We start from the raw sequence: 20,190 nt of genomic DNA, 5'->3' as shown, positions 1-20,190 counted from the left end.
CGGCTGGCACAGTCCCTCGGCGTCGGACGGACGCCGGTGCGCGAGGCGCTCAAGCGGCTCCAGTACGAGCGCCTGATCACGACCTACCCCCGACGCGGCACCTTCGCCACCGAGGTCAACATCACCGACCTGGCCCACATCTCCGAGGTGCGCCAGGAGTTGGAGCCCCTCGCCGCCGCCCAGGCCGCACGGCGTGCCACGGCCGCGGACCGGGCGACCCTCACGGCCCTACGGCGGGAGTTGGAAAGCGCGGATTCCGGTCGGCACGACGCCGCCGAGCTGATGCACCTCGACCTTCAGGTCCACCGCGCCATCTACGCCGCCACGCACAACCCGTACCTGGAGGACACCCTCGTCCGCCATGACAACCTGGCCACCCGCATCTGGTGCCTGTTCGTCGACCGTCTCTCCGACATGGCCGGCCACGTCGACGAGCACGGACCGTTGATCGAGGCGATCGTCATGGGTGCCCCCGAGAAGGCGGCACAGCTCGCCCGCAGCCATGTCGAGAGCTTCGAACAGGCTATCCGTGACGCCATCTGAGACGGCCCAGTGAGGCTGTGCGGCCGACAACTCGCTTTCAAGACCAGCGAGTTGCAGATACACCGGCCCGACTGGGCCGAAGGCTCTCCGCATCAGTGCGCGGCGCCCCGTGGTTCCCCTGGGCACAGACGGGCCCGCCCGCCAAGGTGGTCCACAGGTGTGGGGCGACGTCGTTCTCGGGGAGCTGGGCGATCAGCGTTCAATCGTGGCCCGCCACAGGCGGGCCGCATCGTTTCCGTCGGCGTTGCGCAGCGCGTCCCGGAGGCGGGGCGGGGCATGCCGGGTGCGGCCTCGCGGGGGAGCCGAGCATCGGCGGCGCGGAGCATGCCTTGTTTTCCCCTGATTCCTGCATCCGGCGGCGCGGGCCATGGCTCGAGATTCCGTTCGTGGTGCCGGCTTGCCTCGGAACAGACCGGCGCGGCTGTCACAGGATGCTGTCGATGAAGGTGCGCGTGGACTCGTGGACGGGTGCATCGATTACCTGGGACGGCGGGCCCTTCTCGACGAGCCGGCCCTCGGACATGAAGACGACTTCGTCGGCGACGCCGCGGGCGAAACCGATCTCATGGGTGACCACCATCATCGTCATACCGCTCGTCGCCAGCCGCTTCATGACATTCAGTACCTCACCGACCAGTTCTGGATCCAGGGCTGAGGTCGGCTCGTCGAAAAGCATGACGCTGGGCTTCATGACCAGGGCACGCGCGATCGCCACGCGCTGCTGCTGGCCGCCGGACAGGGTGCTGGGGTAGACGTCGGCCTTGTGGGCCATACCCACCTCCTCCAGCGCCTGCATCGCGTCTGCCACGGCCTCGGCCTTGTTCACGCCCTTGACGCGGCGCGGCGCTTCGATGAGGTTCTCCAACACCGTCATGTGCGGAAAGAGGTTGTAGGCCTGGAAGACCATGCCGGTCTTGGTGCGCTGCTTCGCGACGGCCGATGGCGACAGTTCGTGCAGCTTGTCACCCTTGATGCGGTAACCGATCACCTCGCCGTCCACGACGACGGTGCCTCTGGACGGACGCTCCAGGTGATTGACACACCGCAGCATGGTGCTCTTGCCCGAGCCGGACCGCCCGAGGATGACGACCACGTGGCCGCGGTGCACCTCCAGATCGACGCCCTTGAGGACCTCGACCGGTCCGAAGCTCTTGTGGAGGTCGATGATCCGGACAATGGGATCGGCCATCGAGGTGTCAGTGCCGCCGGGCGCGGATGTCGTTGCGCTCATCGGATCTTCACCGGTCCTTTCGTTACGCCGGATTGGGGCTGCCGTTGGACTGAGACCGCTGCGAGAGCCGGGAGGCGAGCGAGCGGAGCTTCGCAAGTCCGCCGGGCCGGTTCGCGCCGACGTGGACGCCGCGCCCGTAGTGGCGCTCGATGTGACTCTGGGCGTAGGACAGGACCGTGGTGCACACCAGGTACCAGATCGAGATCACGACGAGCAGCGGGATCGTGCGGAAGTTCTGCGAGTAGATCAGTTGCGCCGAGTACAGCAGATCGGCCAGAGCGATGATGCTCACGAGCGAGGAGTGCTTCAGCATGCCGATGACCTGGTTGCCGGTGGGCGGGACGATCACCCGCAGGGCCTGGGGCAGGACCACCCTGCGGAAGGTCAGCCACCGGTTCATCCCGAGCGCAATGGCCGCCTCGCTCTGGTGCTTGGGTACCGAGAGAAGGCCACCACGCACGATCTCGGCCATGTAGGCCGATTCGTTCAGGGTCAGACCGATGATGGCGACGGCCCACAGGTTCAGCACCCCGTTGGTGGCTGCGCCGACGATTTCAGGACCACCGAACGGCACGCTGAGCGACAACCGGGGGTAGAGGGCCGACAGGTTGAACCAGAAGATCAGCTGGACCAGGAGCGGCGTACCTCGGAAGAACCACAGATAGGCGCCCGAAAGCGAGGAGAGCACCCGGTTCTCCGACATCCGGCAGGCAGCGAGAACGATGCCGAGGATGATGCCCAGAGTCATGGACAGCCCGGTGAGGACCAGTGTGGTGCGAAGGCCCGCCATGATCTCGGGGTCGAACAGGTACTGCCAGACAACCGGCCACTCGAAGTTGTCGTTGGTCGTCACGGAGTAGCCCAGACTCGCCGCGACGAGCAGAACGAGCAGGGCGGCGAGGTGCCGACCGCCGTGCCGCATCGGCACGAGTTCCGTGGGTGGCGTGGCTGACGGGTCCACGCGTGTGGAGTCCGTGACGGTGGCTGCCTTCATCAGTTGCTCCCCGTGGACGGAAGGATCTCGGCCTTCTTGATCAGCCCCTGGCCGGCGTTGAACTTGTCGAGGATCTTCTGTAGCTCACCGTTCTCGATCAGATGATCGGTGGCCGCCTGAACCGCCTTGGCGAACTTCTCGGTGTCACTGTTGCGCGCCAGCACTAGGCCGGTCTTGTACTTGGGAGCCCAGGGCAGCTCGACCAGCTTGAACTGGCCCTTGGTCTGGCTCATCACATAGGCCACCTGGCTCGTGCTGCTCACCGCCGCATCGACCCGGCCTCCGCGCAGGGCGAGGTTGACGTTGGCCTGTGAGTCGAAGGTCTTGACGGTGGTCGCGCTCTTGCCCGCGCTCTTGCACTTGTCCGCGACCTTCACGGCCAGTGCCGCCTCGGCGGAGCCGAGCGCCGCGGCCAGCGTGTGACCGCAGAGATCCGTTTCGGTGGCGGCGCTGGTGATCTTGCTGCCGACGGGCACCATGAGGGAGTCGGTCGACGAGTGATTGGTCACGAACGTGACGGTCGCCGTGCGCTCGGGCGTCGCGTAGATCTCCCCGGCCGCGGCGTCGTAACGGCCTGCCTGCAGTCCGGCGATGATGCCGTTGAACGGGGCGATCTTGATGTTGACCTTCAGGCCCAGGACCGCGGCGATCTGACGCACGTTCTCGATGTCCCAGCCGGTGGGTGTCGCTCCGTTGGCCGGCTCGATCACCGCGGGCGGGTAGGTGGCAGCGGCGATCGTCAAGGTCCCCTTCTCGGCGATCGACTTGGGAACCATGGCGGCGATCGAGTCGACCTTCTTCGCCCCGCTGTCCGCCGCGGTGGTGGACGAACCGGTGGTGGACGATCCGCACGCGGCCGTCGACCCCATCAGGGCAATGGATCCGAAGATCGCCCCGAAGCGAACCAGACGTGAATCGCGAAGACGCTCCATGACTCTCCCTGTGGCTGAAATGCCTGAGCGGATTAATCCTGAAAATGGCCCATGTTTCGGATGTCTCAGGGCTGGGTGATGGCAGGTAACTTCGCACCTTCACCGAGGCCTGACAAGATGTGATCACAGATCTTTTTTGACTCGCGATCCGTGACACCCGCTCTGACCTGGGAAAAGTGCCCGTCAGGAATTTTGATGAGCGAGCGCGAGGGCGATCATGGCGCTCCCGACGACGGTGCACGGGCGAGCGGGTGATGGTGACCTGCCTCGGTCGCATCCCGCTCATCCGGCTCGCGTGAATCAGTGTGATTCGTAGCAAATCGGTAACCCATCGGTAATCGATGGGGCTGAATATGGCCAGTTATATGTCGATACCGACCTCGGCAGGGCGTGCCTGGTGCCGCAGGCGGACCGGGGTATCGGCGTGACGCCGCTGATCGCGGCTGCGGCCACGGTCGTCGGCACAGTGGCTGTCGTCGCCCGGGTGACGAAGCCCGGAAGTCTGCTCTTGAGGGAGAGCGCGCCCCTCAGGGGCAGCAGGGAAAGGAGGGCGGATGCCGCCGAGGTGAGCCCGGTCTGACGCGCGGCTCGGTGACCGAGGGCGATACTCGGCCCGCCGAGCCGCCTACCGCGAAACCAGCTGCGCCTTGATCCGGTCGGTGGCGTTCGCCAGCGACTCGTTGGTGATCACGGCTGCCGCCTCGGCGTCGTGCGCGCGGGCGGCCTTGAGCAGCTGTTCCTGGTAGCGCCACAGCGTGTCGTCGCCGGGTGTGTCGAGGGTCGCCCGGGCGCCGACGATCTTGTAGGCGCGACAGTGCTGCCACAGGGTGCGGATGGTGTTCAGGAGCACGGGGTTGCCGGCTGCCTCGTAGAGGATGGTGAGCAGGGCCTCGTCGTGGTCGAGGTACGGGGCGACGGCGCCCTCTGTGATCGCGCGCCGCATCAGCTCGAACTCCTCACGCATACGGGCGACGTCCGCCTCGCCGATCTGTGCGGCACCGCGGCGCGCAGCCTCGACCTCCAGGATCTGTCGCGTGTCGTAGATCTGAAGCAGCTCGGCGAGGTGCTGTCCCTTCACCACCGCGCCCTTGTGCGGCACGCGTTCGGCGAAGCCGGCCTCCTCAAGCCGTCGGATGGCCTCTCGTACCGGCATCACGCTGGTTCCGACTTCGGCTGCGAGATCGCGGATACGCAAGCGGTAGCCGGCTGGATACTCGCCGCTCGTGATCGCCTCGTGCAGCACCGCGTACACCTGGTCGGCCAGAGAGGGCGACGGCTCGACACGTTTGGACATACGCACGACTGAATCATAAAGGGCCTGGTCGGTGGCAGGGGTTCGACGAATGCTCACGTCCGCCATGCCCTCGGCTGCGCCGCCCCCAGGGGAAACCGCCTTCGAAAACTCCACCTGAACTCCACCCAACCCATTGTGTGATCTGTGATCACATCTTAGGGTGGCGGACAGCCCAGGTGAGACCGGAGCTCCCTCGGGCATCGCGTGACGACGTCCCCCGCCCGGCCGACACGCCGGCACGTGCGTCGTGTCAGGACCAGGCGTCCGGCACCGACGACAAGACATCAACCCCGACCTGGACCGGACTGCCCTTGCGTGGGCAAGTCCGGGAACCGCTCCCGGAGGCTGTGATGACCGTGAACGCAGCAAGCAGGCTGGATGACGCGCCCCTGTCGCGCTTCCACAAGAAGCTGGCCCTGTACTCCTCCGGAGGCCCGTTCCTCGACGGATACGTCCTGAGCATCATTGGCGTCGCCGTGACGCAGATCACTCCGCAACTGGACCTGTCCGACTCCGCGCAAGGCCTGATCGGCGCGTCCGCGCTCATCGGGATCTTCCTCGGCGCGTTCGTGGGCGGCTGGCTGACCGAAACCAGCGGCATGGCCCTGCACGAAGCCGCCGCACTGACACCCCGGAGTGACAAACCCGTCGGCCGCCCCGCCAACGTCTGACCAACCGGGCTGGGCCCCACCATTCGGAGGGGGCCCGGGCAGATCCAACAGCACCCTGGTTGCCGTATCGGTCGGCACATCCACGGGATATCGCACGGCGAGGCTCTTCGAGCAGCCGAATCTTCACCCGCAACTGTGCAGGAGGGCACCGATGAAAGACGTAGTGATCGTGGGAGGCGGCCTCGCCGGACTCGCCGCCGGCTGGCGTCTACGGCACTGGGACACGCTCCTGCTCGAATCCGAGGGCCGGGTCGGCGGGCGCATCCGATCGGAGCGCCGCGGACCGTACTGGCTCAACTGGGGCGGACACGCCTACGCCGGTGGGAACTCGGCGACGTCGTGGCTGCTGAACAGCACCGGCGTCGACTCGGTACCGGTCCCCGGCTCGCTGACCGGGCTGTCGATGAACGGCAAACTGCTGCTCAAGGGCCGCGTGGAGAGCTACCCGTTCCGCATTCCGATGCCGATGTCGGCGCGGGTCGGCATGGTCAAGGCGGGTGCCAAGGTCGCCCTGTCGGTGGCCCGCTACGCCCGTATCGTGCAGCGACGCAGGGGCGAGACCGAAGCCCAACGCCAGCAGCGGGTCTACAACTTCATGAACGACCGTTCCTTCAAGGACTTCATCGGCGACCTTCCCGAGGACGCCGAAGCCCTGTTCAAACCAACGGTGACCCGCTCCGCCGCCGACATCGACCAACTCTCGGCCGGCGCGGGCGTCGGCTACTTCAGCCTGGTGTGGAACATCGGTGCGGGCCTTTCCCAGAGCATCCTCGGCGGCCCGTCCACCCTCACCGAGAGCATCGCCGCGGCCCTGTCGGACCGCGTGCGGCTGAACGCGGCCGTCGACGAGGTGGTCCAGAAGAACGGGTCCGTAGTGGTCCGTTACCGGGAGGACGGCGTGGAGAAGGAGGTCGAGGCCTGCTGCGTGGTCCTGGCCACTCCCGCGACCGTCAGCCACCGGGTCGCCGTCGATCTCGACGGTGACGTCCGCGAGGCCCTGTCGAAGATCGTCTACGGCCCCTACGTGAGCGCGGCGTTCCTCAGCAACGAGACGGGGCGTCAAGTGTGGGACGACGCCTACGGCATCGCGACGCCGAAACGGTCCTTCAACGTTGCGCTGAACATGTCGAACGTCGTGCACGGTTACGAAGCGGAACGCCGGCCCGGCAGCAGCCTGATGACCTTCTCGCCGGGCAGTCTGGCGCGGGAACTGCTGGAGCACGATGACGACAAGATCCGTCGGATCTACCTCGACGACCTGGACCAGGTCCTGCCCGGCTTCGCCGACAAGGTCGTCGAAGCCGAGGTCCAGCGCTGGCCCACGGGCGCCCCTTACTGCTTCCCCGGCCGCGGGAAGCTGCAGCAGACGCTGACCCGCCGCACCGGAAGGGTGCTCCTGGCCGGTGACTACCTCGGCACCCTCTACACCGAGACGGCGATCCAGACCGGCCTGTCGGCCGCCCAGGAGGCCCAGAGCCTGCTGGCCACCGACCGGCGGACCGACCCGCACGGCCTGGCGCCGGTGGGCGCCGCGTCGTGAGCCAATCGTCCTGTCCTGAGCCCGACAAGCTCCGGCGCGCCACATCCACGAGCCCGGCATCCACGCCCCGGCAGATGCCTGCCCACAGCTGCACCTGAGGAGACCCAAGAATGTCGTCAGAGCTGAGCGGAGTCCTCACCGCACTCGCCTCACCGTTCACACCGGACGGGCAGATCGACGAGAAGACACTGCGCCGCCTGGTCGACCGCAGCATCGACGGCGGGGTCGACGGCGTCGTCGCCTGCGGATCCACCGGTGAGTTCGCGGCGATGAGCGCGGCGGAACGGCGCCAGGTGGTCGAGACCGTCATCGACCAGGTGGCCGGACGCGTGCCGGTCATCGCCCAGACCGGTGCGGTGAGCACCAGGGAAGCGGTCGAACTCTCCCGCCACGCACAGGCCGCCGGAGCTTCGGTCCTGATGGTGGTCACCCCGTACTACGAGCCGCTCACGCTCGACGAGACGTTGCACTACCTGCGCACCGTCGCCGACGCCGTGGACATTCCGATCATGCTCTACAACCTGCCTGTGGCCACGGGTGTGAATCTCTCGCCGGAGACCGTCGGACAGCTCGCCCGTGAGATCGAGAACATCCAGTACATCAAGGACACCAGTGCCGACATGGCTCAGGCCGGGCAGCTGATCCACCGCCACGGCGACGTCATCTCCACCTTCATCGGCTGGGACAGCCTCCTTCTTCAGGCGATCTCCGAGGGCGCCGCCGGTGTCATGGCCGGGACCGCGAACGTGATGCCGGCCGAACTCGTCTCGATCCACCGTGCGTTGCGCGACGGCGACCTCGAACGTGCGCGAGCCGAATGGGCGCGGATTTATCCGCTGATGGACGCGATCATGTCCGCTCCGTTCATTCCGGCGGTCAAGGCCGCCCTGAACGCGGCCGGATTCCCCGTCGGAGAGCCCCGTGAGCCGCTGCTCGGCCTCGACGCCGCCACAACCGCCAGGATCTCCTCCTTGATCGAGACGCTGCCGCAGCTCTCGACATCACGCTGAAGAAGGGTGCCGCAGTCATGAGATTCCTCGACGAGCACGACGTCCGTTCCGTGTTCGACCTCGACACCGCGATCGCCTCCCAACGGGCGGCGTTCATCGCTCTCGCGCGGGAAGAGGCGTGGCAGCCGGAGAAGATCCTGGGCGGCTACGCCGACGACACCGACAGCGTCTTCTGCTACGCCTCCCGCCTCGACCGCACGAGCGGCCCTGTCTGCAAGTTCGGGAGCATCAACCCCGGGAACGCGGAAACCGGCCGGCCGACCATCCATGCCGTGGTCACCGTGCTCGATCCCCACACCGGCGTCCCTCTGGCCTTCATGGACGGCACAGCGATCACCACGTGGCGCACCGCCGCCGCGAGTGCGGTCGCGGTCCAGGCCCTGGCCAGGAAGGACGCGGCCCGCCTCCTCGTACTGGGGTCCGGCGTACAGGGGCAGGCGCACGTCGCCGCTCTGCACCGCGACAGGGACTACGCCTGGACCGGAATGTGGTCACCGCCCGGGTCACCGCTCGACGTCTCCGTCGGCCGTCTGCGCGAGCAGGGCTTCGACGTCGAACCGGTGGAGTCCCTGAGCGACGCGATCGCCGAGGCCGACGTCATCGTCTGCGCCACGCTGGCCACCGAGCCACTGTTCACCGCGGGTCAGCTCCGACCCGGTGCCACGGTCGTCGCGGTCGGATCCTTCGACCGGCACCGTTGCGAGATCGGCCCCGACGTCCTGCGCGCCAGCCACCACGTCGTCGTCGACCACGAACCGACGGCGCGACAGAACTGCGGTCCGCTCGTCGCCGACCGGGCACAGGGCGACACGGCGGAGCTGGAAGTCCTCGAACTCGGCCATGTCCTGACCGGTGCCGCGGCTGGTCGCAGCAGCGACGGCGACATCATGACGTATCTCAGCGCCGGCCTCGGCGTGCAGGACGCGGCAGCGGCCTGGAGCGTCTACCAGCAGGCCGAACTGCACGGCGTCGGCCGGAGTGTCGACTGGCCGGCGCCCACGCCACCCGACTTCGGCACACCCTCACCCGGCCGTTCCACACGACGCGACTCGAGGAGTCACTGAGCATGACCACTGCCGCCAGCCCCACGACAGCCACGGTTCGCCGCGCGGCGGACGCGCCGCCGCTGATCACCGAGGCGGACCTTCCTCCGGCCCGCCATTTCGTCGACGGGAAGTTCCTCGACGGATCGACCGAGCGCGTCATCGACGTCATCGATCCGAGCACGGAGAGCGTCATCGCCCGGATTCCCGAGGCGACCCCCGACGACATCGACCGAGCGGTGGCCGCCGCGGTTGCGGCCAAGGAGCAGTGGGCGCGGCGGGTCCCCAAGGACCGCTCGGAAGTGCTGCACGCCATCGCCGACCGGCTGGCCGAGAACACCGACCTCCTCGTCCGGCTGGAGTCGGCCAACACCGGTAAGCCGCTTGCGGTGTCGAGGGACGACGTCGACATGACCATCGACACCTTCCGCTTCATGGCCGGCGCGCTGCGTGCGACCACCTCCATGGCCGCCGGTGACTACGCCGAGAACCACCTCTCGGTCATCCTGCGCGAACCACTCGGCGTGATCGGCGTGATCACCCCCTGGAACTACCCCCTGCTCATGGCGGCCTGGAAAATCGCGCCCATTCTCGCCGCCGGCAACACCCTGGTCATCAAGCCGTCCGAGCAGACTCCGCTGACCACCGTGAAGTTCGCCGAACTCGTCGCCGATCTCCTGCCGCCCGGAGTGGTGAACGTCGTCGCCGGATACGGCGCGGTCGCCGGCGCCCGGCTCGCCGAGCACCCGGACGTGGACATGATCGCCTTGACCGGTTCGGTCTCCAGCGGTCGCGCCGTCGCCCGGGCCGCTGCCGACACCCTCAAGCGCGTGCACCTCGAACTGGGCGGCAAGGCCCCGGTCGTGGTCTTCCCGGACGCCGATCTCGCGGCTGCCGCATCGTCACTGCGCGTCGCCGGCTTCTGGAACTCGGGCCAGGAATGCGGGGCCGCCTGCCGCGTACTCGTCCACGAATCGATCGCCGAGCGGTTCGTCGAGCAGCTCGTCGGCGAGGTCCGGTCCCTGGTCGTCGGTGTGCCGACCTCCGGCGAGGACGTCGAGGTCGGCCCCATGGTCTCGAAGGCACACTTCGACCGTGTCACGGGCTACTTGGAGCGTGCGAAGACCGAAGGCGTCCGAGTGGCGACAGGAGGCGGGGCCATCGAGGGACCCGGCTATTTCGTGGCCCCGACCGTGCTGGTCGACGTCCCCGAAGGCGCCGAAGTCGCCCGCGAGGAGATCTTCGGCCCTGTGGTCACGGTCGAGACCTTCGCCGACGAGGAGGAAGCAGTACGGCGAGCCAACGACGTCCCTCTCGGTCTGTCGGCATCGGTGTGGACCGAGAACGCCCGCCGCAGCCACGACATCGCCGCGCGCCTCGACTTCGGAACCGTCTGGGTCAACTCACATCTCGTGCTGGCCGGCGAAGTCCCCTGGGGTGGATTCAAGGGATCCGGCTACGGACGGGACCTGTCGATCTACGCCCTGGACGACTACTCGCGCACCAAACACGTCATGCACAACCACGGGCGCTGATCCCGTACGTCCAGAGAATCCGTGGAGGTGTGAGGTGACCGTCACCGACCCCCTGATGAGTCCGTTCGTCCTCAAGAACGTGACGCTGCGCAACCGCATCGTCAGCACGTCCCATGAGCCGGCCTACAGCGAGGACGGCCTGCCCAAGGACCGCTACCGCGCCTACCACGTCGAGAAGGCCCGTGGCGGCGTCGGGTTGACCATGATCGGCGGCAGCGCCCTGGTCAGCCGGGACAGCGCACCCGCGTTCGGCAATCTGCAGCTCTGGAAGGACGAGGCAGAGCCTTGGCTGCGGCGGCTCGCCGACGAGGTCCACGAGCAGGGCGCAGCCGTGATGACCCAGCTCACACACCTCGGTCATCGCACCAGCAACTACACCGACAACTGGCTTCCGGCGATCTCGGCGAGCAATGTCCGCGAGCCCGCACACCGCGCGTTCGCCAAGGCGGCCGAGCAATGGGACCTCGACCGGGTGCTTCAGGACTTCGTCGATGTCGCACAGCGCTGCCGGTCCGCGGGGCTCGACGGCATCGAACTCATGACCTGGGGCCACTTCCTGGACTCGTTCTGGACGCCCTTCTGGAACCACCGTGACGACGAGTACGGCGGCTCCTACGAAAACCGGATGCGCTACCCGCTCCAGGTCATCCGCGCCGTTCGCGAAGCGGTCGGTCCGGATTTCGTCATCGGCGCGCGCATGAGCTTCGACGAAGAGCGCGAGGGCGGCCTCGAAACCCACGAGGCGCTGCGTATCGCCGAAGACATCACCGAGGCCGGGATCGACTTCATCAGTCTGATCAGGGGGTCGATCGGCACCGACGCCGACCTGGCCCGCGCCATTCCACCGATGTCCACCCCGGCCTCTCCCCACCTCGAGTTCGCCGGGCGGATCAAGCAGAAGCTCACCGTCCCGGTCATGCACGCCGCCCGGATCAGCGACGTCGCCACCGCACGGTACGCAGTCGCCGAGGGTCTGCTCGATCTGGTCGGTATGACCAGGGCGTTGATGGCCGACCCCGAGCTGCCCAACAAGGTCCGTGACGGGTACACGGACCGGATCCGTCCGTGCGTCGGCGCCAACATGTGCATCGACGGCATCTACAGCTCAGGCGCGGCGTTCTGCATGCACAACCCGTCCACCGGCCGCGAACTCGAGGTACCCCAGCGCATCGACCGTGCGAGCACGACGAGACGCGTGGCCGTGGTCGGAGCCGGGCCCGCCGGTCTCGAAGCGTCCCGGGTCCTCGCCGAGCGCGGTCACGACGTGCACCTCTTCGAGGCCGGCGACAGGGTGGGCGGACAACTCCTGCTGGCCTCGAAGTCCCCTCGCCGCCGCGATCTTCGCGGAATCATCGACTGGAGAACCGACGAACTCGCCCGCCTGGGCGTTCCGATCTCGCTGAACACCTACGTCGACGGCCCGACGCTCCTGTCGCAGTCATGGGACGTCGTGATCGTCGCGACCGGCGGCGCTCCTGCAACACCCCACATTCCGGGCGCCGGCCTGGTCCATGACACCTGGGACGTACTCTCCGGGGCCAGGCGGCTGCGGGGGCGCGTGATGGTTTACGACGACCACGGCGGCAACCAGGCACTCGACGCGGTGGAGGCCCTCGTCCGAGGAGGCGCCACCGTCGAGATCGTCACGCCCGAGCGAACCCTCTCACCCGACATCGGCTCGCTCACGGCGTCCTCCTACTTCAACACACTGGCGGAGAATGGCGTCGCGGTCACTGTCCTTCGACGGCTGCACGGGGTCACCAGGACTCCGGATGGTTTGCAGGTGGAACTCGGAGTGGACGGCTTCGAGTTCCGTGAGTACCGCACCTTCGATGCCGTCGTGGCGGAGATGGGTACCGATCCGGTCCAGGAGCTCTACGACGAGCTGCTTGTTTCCTCGACCAACCTGGGGGCCGTCGACCTGACGGAACTGCTGGCTCGCAAGCCCCAGTCGGTGGTGCGTAATCAGGACGGTTCGTTCCAGCTGTTCCGCATAGGGGACGCGGTGGCCAGCAGGAACGTCCATGCCGCGATGCTGGACGCAGCCCGCCTCTGCCGAGCGATCTGAGAGCAGTACCCGAGCTGATGCCCATGTCAGCAGGGAACGCGAACTTGCCGACCAGATCGGTCGGCTGAGGGCCTCGGTCGACCGGCTCACCGCCCTCCTGACCGACATCGAGCGGCACCTTGAGCTGCCGTCCTACCGAAGCCCACCGTGAAAGACGGCATCAAGGTCCCGTAGCAGCAGGGGACTTGGCCACTCCGAAGCCACCCAGGACACCCACGCACGCTGAAACCAAGCCCTCGCCCCGCTGCGCGGCCCAGCGAGAGACAGCAAAGGAAATCAGTCACCATGTCTTTCAAGCGAATGATCCACGCAGTGGAGACGCACTCGGGCGAGCCGATGCGCGTCATCACCGGAGGAGTCCCGAACATCCCTGGTGGGTCTGTCTACGAGCAGATGAAGTGGCTTGAGCAGAATGACGACCAGCTCCGGTCGCTCATGCTGCGTGAGCCCCGTGGCTACCCGCCTCTGTGCTGCAACCTGATCGTTCCGCCCAAGCACCCGGACGCCGCGGCCGGCTACATCATCATGGAGCAGGTCGAGTACCCCGTGATGAGTGGTGGCAACACCATCGCCGTCGCGACCGTCCTGCTCGAAACCGGCATGATCCCCATGCGGGAGCCCTTCACCGAGTTCAAGCTCGAGGCCCCGGCCGGCCTCATCGGCATCAGGGCCGAGTGCCGCGACGGCAAGGTCAAGCAAGTGACCTTCGAAAACGTCCCCGCCTTCGCCGCTCACCTCGACGCCGTGATCGACGTCCCCGAGCTCGGCCAGGTGACCGTCGACGTCGGGTGGGGCGGCATGTTCTACGTGATCGCGGACGTGCGGCAGTTCGACGGGCTGGAGCTGGTCCCGTCCCACGGACGGGAGATCACCCGTGTCTCCTCCCTCATCCTCCGGGCCGCCCAGGACCAGCTGCCGGTCGAGCACCCCGACTACCCGGGGATCGGAATCACGATCTCTCAGCTGTCCGGCCCCACCGACAATCCGGCCGCCGACATGAAGAACGCGGTGACGGTGGCGAGCGGCCCCGTGGACTTCTCCAACCCCGCGACGTGGACCGGCTCGGTCGACCGTTGCCCGTGCGGCACCGGTACATGCGCGCGGATGGCCACCCTGCACGCCAAGGGCGCACTCAAGCTCAACGAACCCTTCCGCCACGAGGGGGTCCTCGGCACCGTCTACACCGGCGAACTCATCCGGGAGGTGCAGGTCGGGCCCTACACGGCGGTAGTCCCGACCGTCGGCGGCCAGGCGTGGATCTCCGGTTACAGCACCCACGTACTCGACCCCGACGACCCGTTCGTCCACGGCTTCACCGTCGGGGACATCTGGGCCTGAGTAACGCACGGAACGCCCCAGTGCCACCGATTCCCTGGCCAGTGGTCCTCTGACAGCCGCCTAGGGTCTGTCTTCACGATCATCGGATGGTGGATCATGGCGGGGTGATACGTCGCCATGAACTCACCGGTCAGGAGTGGGAGTTACTCGCTTCGCTGATACTTGCGGGCCGTCACGGACCGGCCACGCGTAGGGGACCGGCGGGTCATCAACGGGATGGTCTACAAGATCCGCACGGGGATCTCCTGGCGTGACCTGCCGGAACGCTACGGGCCGTGGCAGACGGTCTACACCCGCTTCCGCCGGTACGCCCTGGACGGCATGTTCACCCGGGCGCTGCAGCAGATCCAAGCCCACGCCGATGCCGCCGGCGACATCGACTGGCTGGTGCACCGTTCTTGGCCGGGGTCAGCTACCCGGGTCCGGCCGGCTTCTACCCGGGTTGGTGATGATCAGCCAGGTTCAGCGATCCGCCACCTCGGGAGTACAAGTCTTCGGCGTCGTCCAGCCGAGGGTCTGCTTCAGCGCCGGTCTTCGAGGACATAGCCACACCGGCGGGGCCTCCCGGTCTGTGGACAGGTGCTCAACCTTCAATCGGGCCAACGTGCCCTCGATCAGGGGCAGTTCGCGGTGTGGCGGGTGAGGGCATCGGTTACCCGCTTGGCATCGGCCGTGGCGTCGGTGACGCGGCGCGGTCGAAGCGCGTCCCCGATGACCAGCGGCTCCATTCCCCGTTCCCGCAGGCCGCTGTCGAGATCGCGGACCGGGTCCCCTCCGGACCAGCCGACCAGGCTGTCGGCCTGCACGGTCACGCTCGGGCCGCCGAAAACCCCTTCGAGTACGACGGCGCGGTTCGCGATCCGGGTCGGCCGCATGCGTTCGACAATGTCGATCCCGCGCTCGGCCAGCGTGCGCAGCATCGTGAACAGCGTATTGATCCCCTCGCCTTCGCCCACATGAATGCGCGAGGTCACCAGCGTCACCGGAACGCCGGCATCGTGGAGGTACTCGGCGATCAGCGCGCCGTCAAGCTCGCCCATCTCGTCGAACACCATGACGCGCCCGTCGGCGGGGCTTCGGAACACCTCGGCGGGCGTGAGAAGTCGGACCGATCCGTCGTTCTCGGGTACGTCCGTCGGCACCTGTACCGAGCCCGTGGCGAGCACGACGGTGTCGGGCTGATCTGTGACGACGTCGGACACCGTCGCTGCGGTTCCGACGCGGATGTCGACCTCGAGGGAGCGCAGCTGGCGTTCCTGCCAGGCCAGGTAACGCCGCAGCTCACGTCGGCTCGGGGCGGCGGACCACTGGGCGAGCTGGCCGCCGAGCGTGGTGCCGGCCTCGAACAGCGTGACCCGGCTACCGCGGTGTGCGAGCCGTCGGGCCGCCTCCAGCCCGGCTGGGCCGGCGCCCACCACCACGGCCCGGTGCCCGGCGAGCGACGGGGCGTCGCCGAGATCCGCCGAGGTGCGCGCGTCAGGGTTGACCAGGCAGGTCAGCGGCCTGTCCCGGAGGAGCTCGTTGACGCACACGTTGGCCCCGACGCAGGGCCGTACGTCCGCGACCCGGCCCTGGCGGGACTTGGCGATGAGATCGCCGTCGGCGATCTGGGCACGGACCATGCCGACCAGGTCGCAGTCGCCGGCGGCGACCAGTTCGTTTGCCAGAGCGAGGGTGGTGATCCGACCGACCGCGGCGACCGGTTTGGCGACCGCCTCCCGCACCGTTCGCGCGACGTGCCGGAACAGTCCGGGCGCGGCGGGTGTCGGCGGCCAGTGCTGGACGCGCGCCTCGAGGCGGTTGTTGTTGCCCACCATCACGCTCACGTAGTCCACACGCGACTCCAGCGCCTGGGCGATCATCGCGGCGTCGGCCGGCGTCAGCCCGCCCTGCACCATGTCGTCGGCGCCGAGCCTGATGCCGAGGATCATGTCGTCGCCGATGGCGACACGGACCGCGTCGAGGACCTCCATCGGGAGCCGAAGTCGCCGGTCGAGGTCGCCGCCGTACTCGTCGTCGCGGTGGTTGGTCAACGGCGACAGGAAGGAAGCCAGGAGCATCCCGTGGGCCATGCTGATCTCGACCCCGTCGAGCTCGCCACGTCGGCAGCGGTCCGCGGCGGCGGCATACTGCTCGATGACCGCGGCGATCTGTGCGCGGCTCGCGGGCAGGGCCACCTGGCGGGTCGGCTCGGAGAGATCGCGTGAAGCACCGAACACGTCCGGCCCGGTGTACTCGGTCGGTCCGGGGTGCGCGAGTTGGGCCAGCATCCGGCCGCCCTCGGCTCGCACGGCCTCAGCGAGTCTGCGGTAGCCGGGGACGATGGACTCGTCGATGTTCCGCAGGCAGATGTGCGACCACTGCGAGGAGGGCACGATCGGGGTCGCGCCGGTGATCTGCATGGCTGCTCCGGCGCGGGCCCGCTGCCGGTGGTAGGCGACGTAGCGGTCGCCGGGGGTGCCGTTCTCGGCCAGCCCCGGCTGGTGCGCCGGAAGGAAGACGCGGCGCGGGAGCGTGACCGGCCCGACCTGGATGGGGTTCTCGACGTTCCAGTCTTCAGCCATGGGTTGTCCTCCGCTTCCGCTCGCCGGCGTGTTTTGCGCTCGCAAGCGCATGCGGCAGCCGTAATCGCTGACAGGGCGAAAGGTCAGTGTCGCTGCTGTTTGCGATGGCGAGGGAACTCGCCGCGGTGACTCCTGTTCGTGCCTGAGCTCTTCCAGCGGGTGTAATGTGTAACACCTCACTCCTCGCTGTCAAGGTCCCTGGACAACGCCTTCGAGGACCCCACACCCCCACCGGACTCGCTCTCACCGTTGCCTGCCTCACCACGAGGCGCCCCTGGGCAAGGAAGCCGGCCCGGGGGCCAGATGGGGCAGGCCGAGCTTCGCGGCCGTGGTGCGGATGCGGTTGCCGGTCACCGTTCACACAGCTCCGCGACGAGAACCCGGCGGGCGGCGGCTGTGGCGGCCGCTGCGCAGCAGCATGCGTGACCGTATGACGACGGTTCCCCTACCGCGTGCGGGATGGTTTCATCCCGGGCCGGCCGTCTGGGCGGGTGCCGGGGCTGAGACGTCTCGCAGTGCGACGGGGGTGCGCAGTCCCGCGATGGTCCCGGTCGCCACCACCGGGCGGCTCGCTGTGCACGCCGAGCCAGCGACGCGTTTCTACCCGCGCCCGGACGTGTGTTGCGTAGCGCTCGACGGGTCGCCCTGCGAGATCGCCGTCGCCACCCGGGAGTCTGACCACCGACCTTGATCGCTGGACAAGGGAGGCACTGTCCACACAAGGGAGGCACTGTCCGCAGATGAGAGATGGACTTTGACCCGGCGGCTAGCCAATGGCACGTCCATCAGCTACGCGGCGCCGAAGAAGGGCACCGTTGTGCCGACACGCCAGGTGGAGCGGTCTCGGGCCGACCGGGGTGCCACGCTGAGCTCAGGCGTCGCGAGCGACGCGGAACCCGGTGTTGCCGCTGGTGCTGTCCGGGGTGTTACTGGTCCGTGCGGCCACCCGGTAGCGGTTGCAGTAGCTGTGGTGGCACAGATAGGAGCCGCCGCGTACGACTCGGGAGCCGCCCCGTTCGGTGTCCCGCTCCGGGCCCCGCGGATTCACGGTGCATCCGGCGCCGGGGTGCTCGGTGCTCCACCAGTCGGCGCACCACTCCCAGACGTTTCCGGCCATGTTGTACAGGCCGAAGCCGTTGGGCTGATAGGCATCCACCGGTGCCGTCCCGCGGTAGCCGTCCTCGGCGGTGTTCTTCACCGGGAACCGGCCCTGCCAGATGTTGCAGCGGTGCTCGCCGCCCGGGGTGAGCTCGTCACCCCACGGATAGACCCGCTGTTCCAGGCCGCCACGCGCGGCGAACTCCCACTCGGCCTCCGTGGGGAGCCGGGTGCCCGCCCACTGGCAGTAGGCGTGCGCGTCGTGCCAGGACACGTGGACCACCGGGTGGTTCTCACGGCCTTCCACGGAACTGCCCGGCCCCTCCGGTGCGGCCCACAACGCGCCTTGGACGCCACACCACCAGGGCGTGATCTCCGGTCGCGGGGAGATGCGGCGCAGTTCGGCGGGCAGGAAGCCGGCGAACACGTACGACCACCCGAACCGCTCGGCGTCGGTGCGGTAGCCGGTGTCGGTGACGAAGGCGGCGAAGTCGGCGTTGGTGACCGCGTGGGCCGACAGCCGGAAGGGATCCACCCGCACCGGGCGGACCGGGCCCTCACCGTCGGTGGGAAACGCGTCGGGGTTGTCGGTGCCCATGAGGAACTCCCCGCTGGGAATCGGCACCAGGACCGCACCCGGGTGGTCCCGCACGGCCCGAGTCGGTGCCGGGCGCGGCTGGTCCGTCGTGGCCTCGTCGCGAGGAGGGGCGCAGCATCGGGCCGGCTTCACTTCACGTGCCATCTGCGCTTCCCTTCGGTTGCCGGACAACGGAGGATCAGCCGGCCTGCTCGGACCGTACGGGCTCGCCCGGTGCGGGCAGGTCGACCCCGGGGATCCGGGGGTCATCGCGTTCCGGCAGGGTATCCGCCGTTTCGACGAACCACCGCAGCAGGACCTGCGACATCCTGGTCTCGACCTCGGCCAGCTCCGGACGGCCGGCGAGGTTGTGCGCCTCGTCCGGATCGGCTGCCCGGTCGTAGAGTTCGGCCGGCTCGTACAGCCGCCAGACGTAGGTCCAGCGCTGGTCCCGGACCGCGACGGCCTTGCCGGCGGCGGCCGGCCGGTCGTGTTGCAGGGCGCACTTGAGGTCGTAGGGGAACGGCGAGCGCTCGAACTTCGGCTCCTCCTCCGCGAGGAAACCGCCCTCGGTGAACGCGTACTCGCGGTGGCCTGCGGTTGGGTCGTGCAGTACGGGCAGCAGGCTCCTGCCGAAGTGCTGGTAGCCGGGGTCGATCCCGGCGATGTCGAGCAGGGTGGGGAAGACGTCGATCATCTCGGCCATCGCGTCGACCGTTCCGGCCGCGGGCAGGCCGCCGCCGCTGAGGATCAACGGGTCGCGCGTGATGCAGCTCTCCAGCCCGGACGGCCACTTCTCGATCACGCCGAAGTCGCCGAGATACTCGCCGTGGTCGGAGAAGAACACGATCACGGTGTCGTCGAGGGCACCCGCCTGGCGCACCGCGTCGAGCAGCCGCCCGACGTGGTGGTCCAGCCGCGAGACCATGCCGTAGTAGGTGGCGGTGACCTCGCGCCACATTTGTGGGGTCACGCGGTCGGTGCCGTAGTAGTCGCGGATCCCCTGCAGATAGGCGGGCTCGGGCCCGGTGCCGGACACCGGCTCGGGCATCGCGCCCCGGTCGTGCAGGGAGAACCACGGCTCGGGTGCCTGGAACGGGCAGTGCGGAGCGACCAGGGGGGCGAACAGCACCCACGGCTGCTCGGGCGGCTCGGCCAGCCAGTGCTCGGCGGTGCGCACGGCCGCCTCGTCGAAGTCGATGTCGTCCGGGTCGAGGACCTCTCCCCGGTAGAACAGCCGCTTCCACACCTCGTCCTCGGCGCCGGGCAGCTCGGGCAGCCGGGCCGCCGGAGGGCCGCCCGCCCAGCGCCCGCTGGTGGGCCTCGTCGTGAACCCGTGCTCGTGCACGGCCAGTTCGGTGGCACCCGGGCCGAACGTGTCCCCGCGGTCGCCCGCCCACGTCACGTGGTAGCCGTTCTCGCGGAACGCGCGCAGGAAGTTCGGCTCGTCGGCCCGCAGGGGTGTGCCGAACGAGCGGTGGCCCGCCGTGTGCGGGTACCAGCCGGAGAGGAACGACGCACGGCTGGGCGCACACACCGGGTGCTGCGCGAACGCGTTGGTGAACGCCGTGCCCTGCTCGGCGAGCCGGTCGAGGTGCGGCGTGCGGGCCAGGGTGTTACCGAAGGCGCCGAGCGCGTCGGCCCGTAGCTGGTCGGCCACGACGACCAGGAAGTTCGGCCGAGACCTCATCGTTGTCTCCTCGTCTATCCGCCACTGACCAGGTGATTTGCCACTGGACCAGATCGTTTGCG

General features: G+C 68.3%; 15 protein-coding genes and 1 pseudogene. 9 read left to right on the top strand and 7 right to left on the bottom strand.

Annotated features, from left to right (window positions below; all coding sequences use genetic code 11):
* Positions 1-543, top strand: a pseudogene (locus ABT063_RS44575) (GntR family transcriptional regulator); the annotation flags it as partial.
* Between the two features lie 424 nt (positions 544-967).
* Here ABT063_RS44575 and ABT063_RS44570 read toward each other — a convergent pair.
* From ABT063_RS44570 to ABT063_RS44555, 4 genes are all read right to left on the bottom strand, one after another.
* The gene (locus ABT063_RS44570; RefSeq protein ID WP_351066761.1) at positions 968-1,774 is read right to left on the bottom strand and encodes an amino acid ABC transporter ATP-binding protein; all 807 of its coding nucleotides are present in this window, start codon (positions 1,772-1,774) and stop codon (positions 968-970) included.
* A gap of 22 nt (positions 1,775-1,796) precedes the next feature.
* Entirely contained in the window at positions 1,797-2,768 is a 972-nt protein-coding gene (locus tag ABT063_RS44565; RefSeq protein WP_351066759.1) for an amino acid ABC transporter permease, read from the bottom strand.
* Entirely contained in the window at positions 2,768-3,700 is a 933-nt protein-coding gene (locus ABT063_RS44560; RefSeq protein WP_351066757.1) for a transporter substrate-binding domain-containing protein, read from the bottom strand. The genes ABT063_RS44565 and ABT063_RS44560 overlap by 1 nt, the downstream gene beginning before the upstream one ends.
* A gap of 625 nt (positions 3,701-4,325) precedes the next feature.
* A complete protein-coding gene (locus ABT063_RS44555) occupies positions 4,326-4,994 on the bottom strand; it encodes a GntR family transcriptional regulator (protein WP_351066778.1) in 669 nt (222 codons plus the stop codon).
* Between the two features lie 350 nt (positions 4,995-5,344).
* Here ABT063_RS44555 and ABT063_RS44550 point away from each other — a divergent pair, with 350 nt between their 5' ends.
* From ABT063_RS44550 to ABT063_RS44515, 8 genes are all read left to right on the top strand, one after another.
* Positions 5,345-5,665 (top strand): hypothetical protein, encoded by a 321-nt coding sequence (locus ABT063_RS44550; RefSeq protein WP_351066755.1) that lies wholly within the window; start codon positions 5,345-5,347, stop codon positions 5,663-5,665.
* Between the two features lie 151 nt (positions 5,666-5,816).
* Entirely contained in the window at positions 5,817-7,205 is a 1,389-nt protein-coding gene (locus ABT063_RS44545) for an NAD(P)/FAD-dependent oxidoreductase (RefSeq protein WP_351066753.1), read from the top strand.
* A 110-nt stretch (positions 7,206-7,315) separates the two neighbouring features.
* Positions 7,316-8,215: a 4-hydroxy-tetrahydrodipicolinate synthase gene (dapA, locus tag ABT063_RS44540; RefSeq protein ID WP_351066752.1), complete on the top strand. Its 900-nt coding sequence runs from the start codon at positions 7,316-7,318 to the stop codon at positions 8,213-8,215.
* 17 nt (positions 8,216-8,232) lie between these two features.
* The gene (locus ABT063_RS44535; protein ID WP_351066751.1) at positions 8,233-9,279 is read left to right on the top strand and encodes an ornithine cyclodeaminase family protein; all 1,047 of its coding nucleotides are present in this window, start codon (positions 8,233-8,235) and stop codon (positions 9,277-9,279) included.
* A gap of 2 nt (positions 9,280-9,281) precedes the next feature.
* A complete protein-coding gene (locus ABT063_RS44530; protein WP_351066749.1) occupies positions 9,282-10,793 on the top strand; it encodes an aminobutyraldehyde dehydrogenase in 1,512 nt (503 codons plus the stop codon).
* 34 nt (positions 10,794-10,827) lie between these two features.
* The gene (locus ABT063_RS44525) at positions 10,828-12,861 is read left to right on the top strand and encodes an oxidoreductase (RefSeq protein ID WP_351066748.1); all 2,034 of its coding nucleotides are present in this window, start codon (positions 10,828-10,830) and stop codon (positions 12,859-12,861) included.
* A 285-nt stretch (positions 12,862-13,146) separates the two neighbouring features.
* Entirely contained in the window at positions 13,147-14,199 is a 1,053-nt protein-coding gene (locus tag ABT063_RS44520; RefSeq protein WP_351066747.1) for a proline racemase family protein, read from the top strand.
* A 162-nt stretch (positions 14,200-14,361) separates the two neighbouring features.
* Positions 14,362-14,745 carry a transposase gene (locus ABT063_RS44515; RefSeq protein WP_351066746.1) on the top strand — a complete coding sequence of 128 codons (384 nt, stop codon included), beginning with the start codon at positions 14,362-14,364 and terminating at the stop codon, positions 14,743-14,745.
* A 68-nt stretch (positions 14,746-14,813) separates the two neighbouring features.
* Here the strand turns inward: ABT063_RS44515 and ABT063_RS44510 are convergent, their stop codons facing one another.
* The 3 genes from ABT063_RS44510 to ABT063_RS44500 form a co-directional block, all read right to left on the bottom strand.
* Positions 14,814-16,763, bottom strand: a complete 1,950-nt coding sequence (locus ABT063_RS44510; protein WP_351066744.1) for an oxidoreductase — start codon at positions 16,761-16,763, stop codon at positions 14,814-14,816.
* Positions 16,764-17,634: 871 nt separating this feature from the next.
* Positions 17,635-18,603: a formylglycine-generating enzyme family protein gene (locus tag ABT063_RS44505; RefSeq protein ID WP_351066743.1), complete on the bottom strand. Its 969-nt coding sequence runs from the start codon at positions 18,601-18,603 to the stop codon at positions 17,635-17,637.
* Between the two features lie 34 nt (positions 18,604-18,637).
* Positions 18,638-20,128 (bottom strand): sulfatase family protein, encoded by a 1,491-nt coding sequence (locus ABT063_RS44500; protein ID WP_351066742.1) that lies wholly within the window; start codon positions 20,126-20,128, stop codon positions 18,638-18,640.
* Positions 20,129-20,190: the final 62 nt, after the last annotated feature.

Origin of the sequence: Streptomyces sp. NPDC002838 (assembly GCF_040295365.1) — a bacterium.
GTDB lineage: Bacteria > Actinomycetota > Actinomycetes > Streptomycetales > Streptomycetaceae > Streptomyces.
Note: the sequence above shows the minus strand (reverse complement) of the source record. Positions and strands in the feature narration are given on the sequence as shown.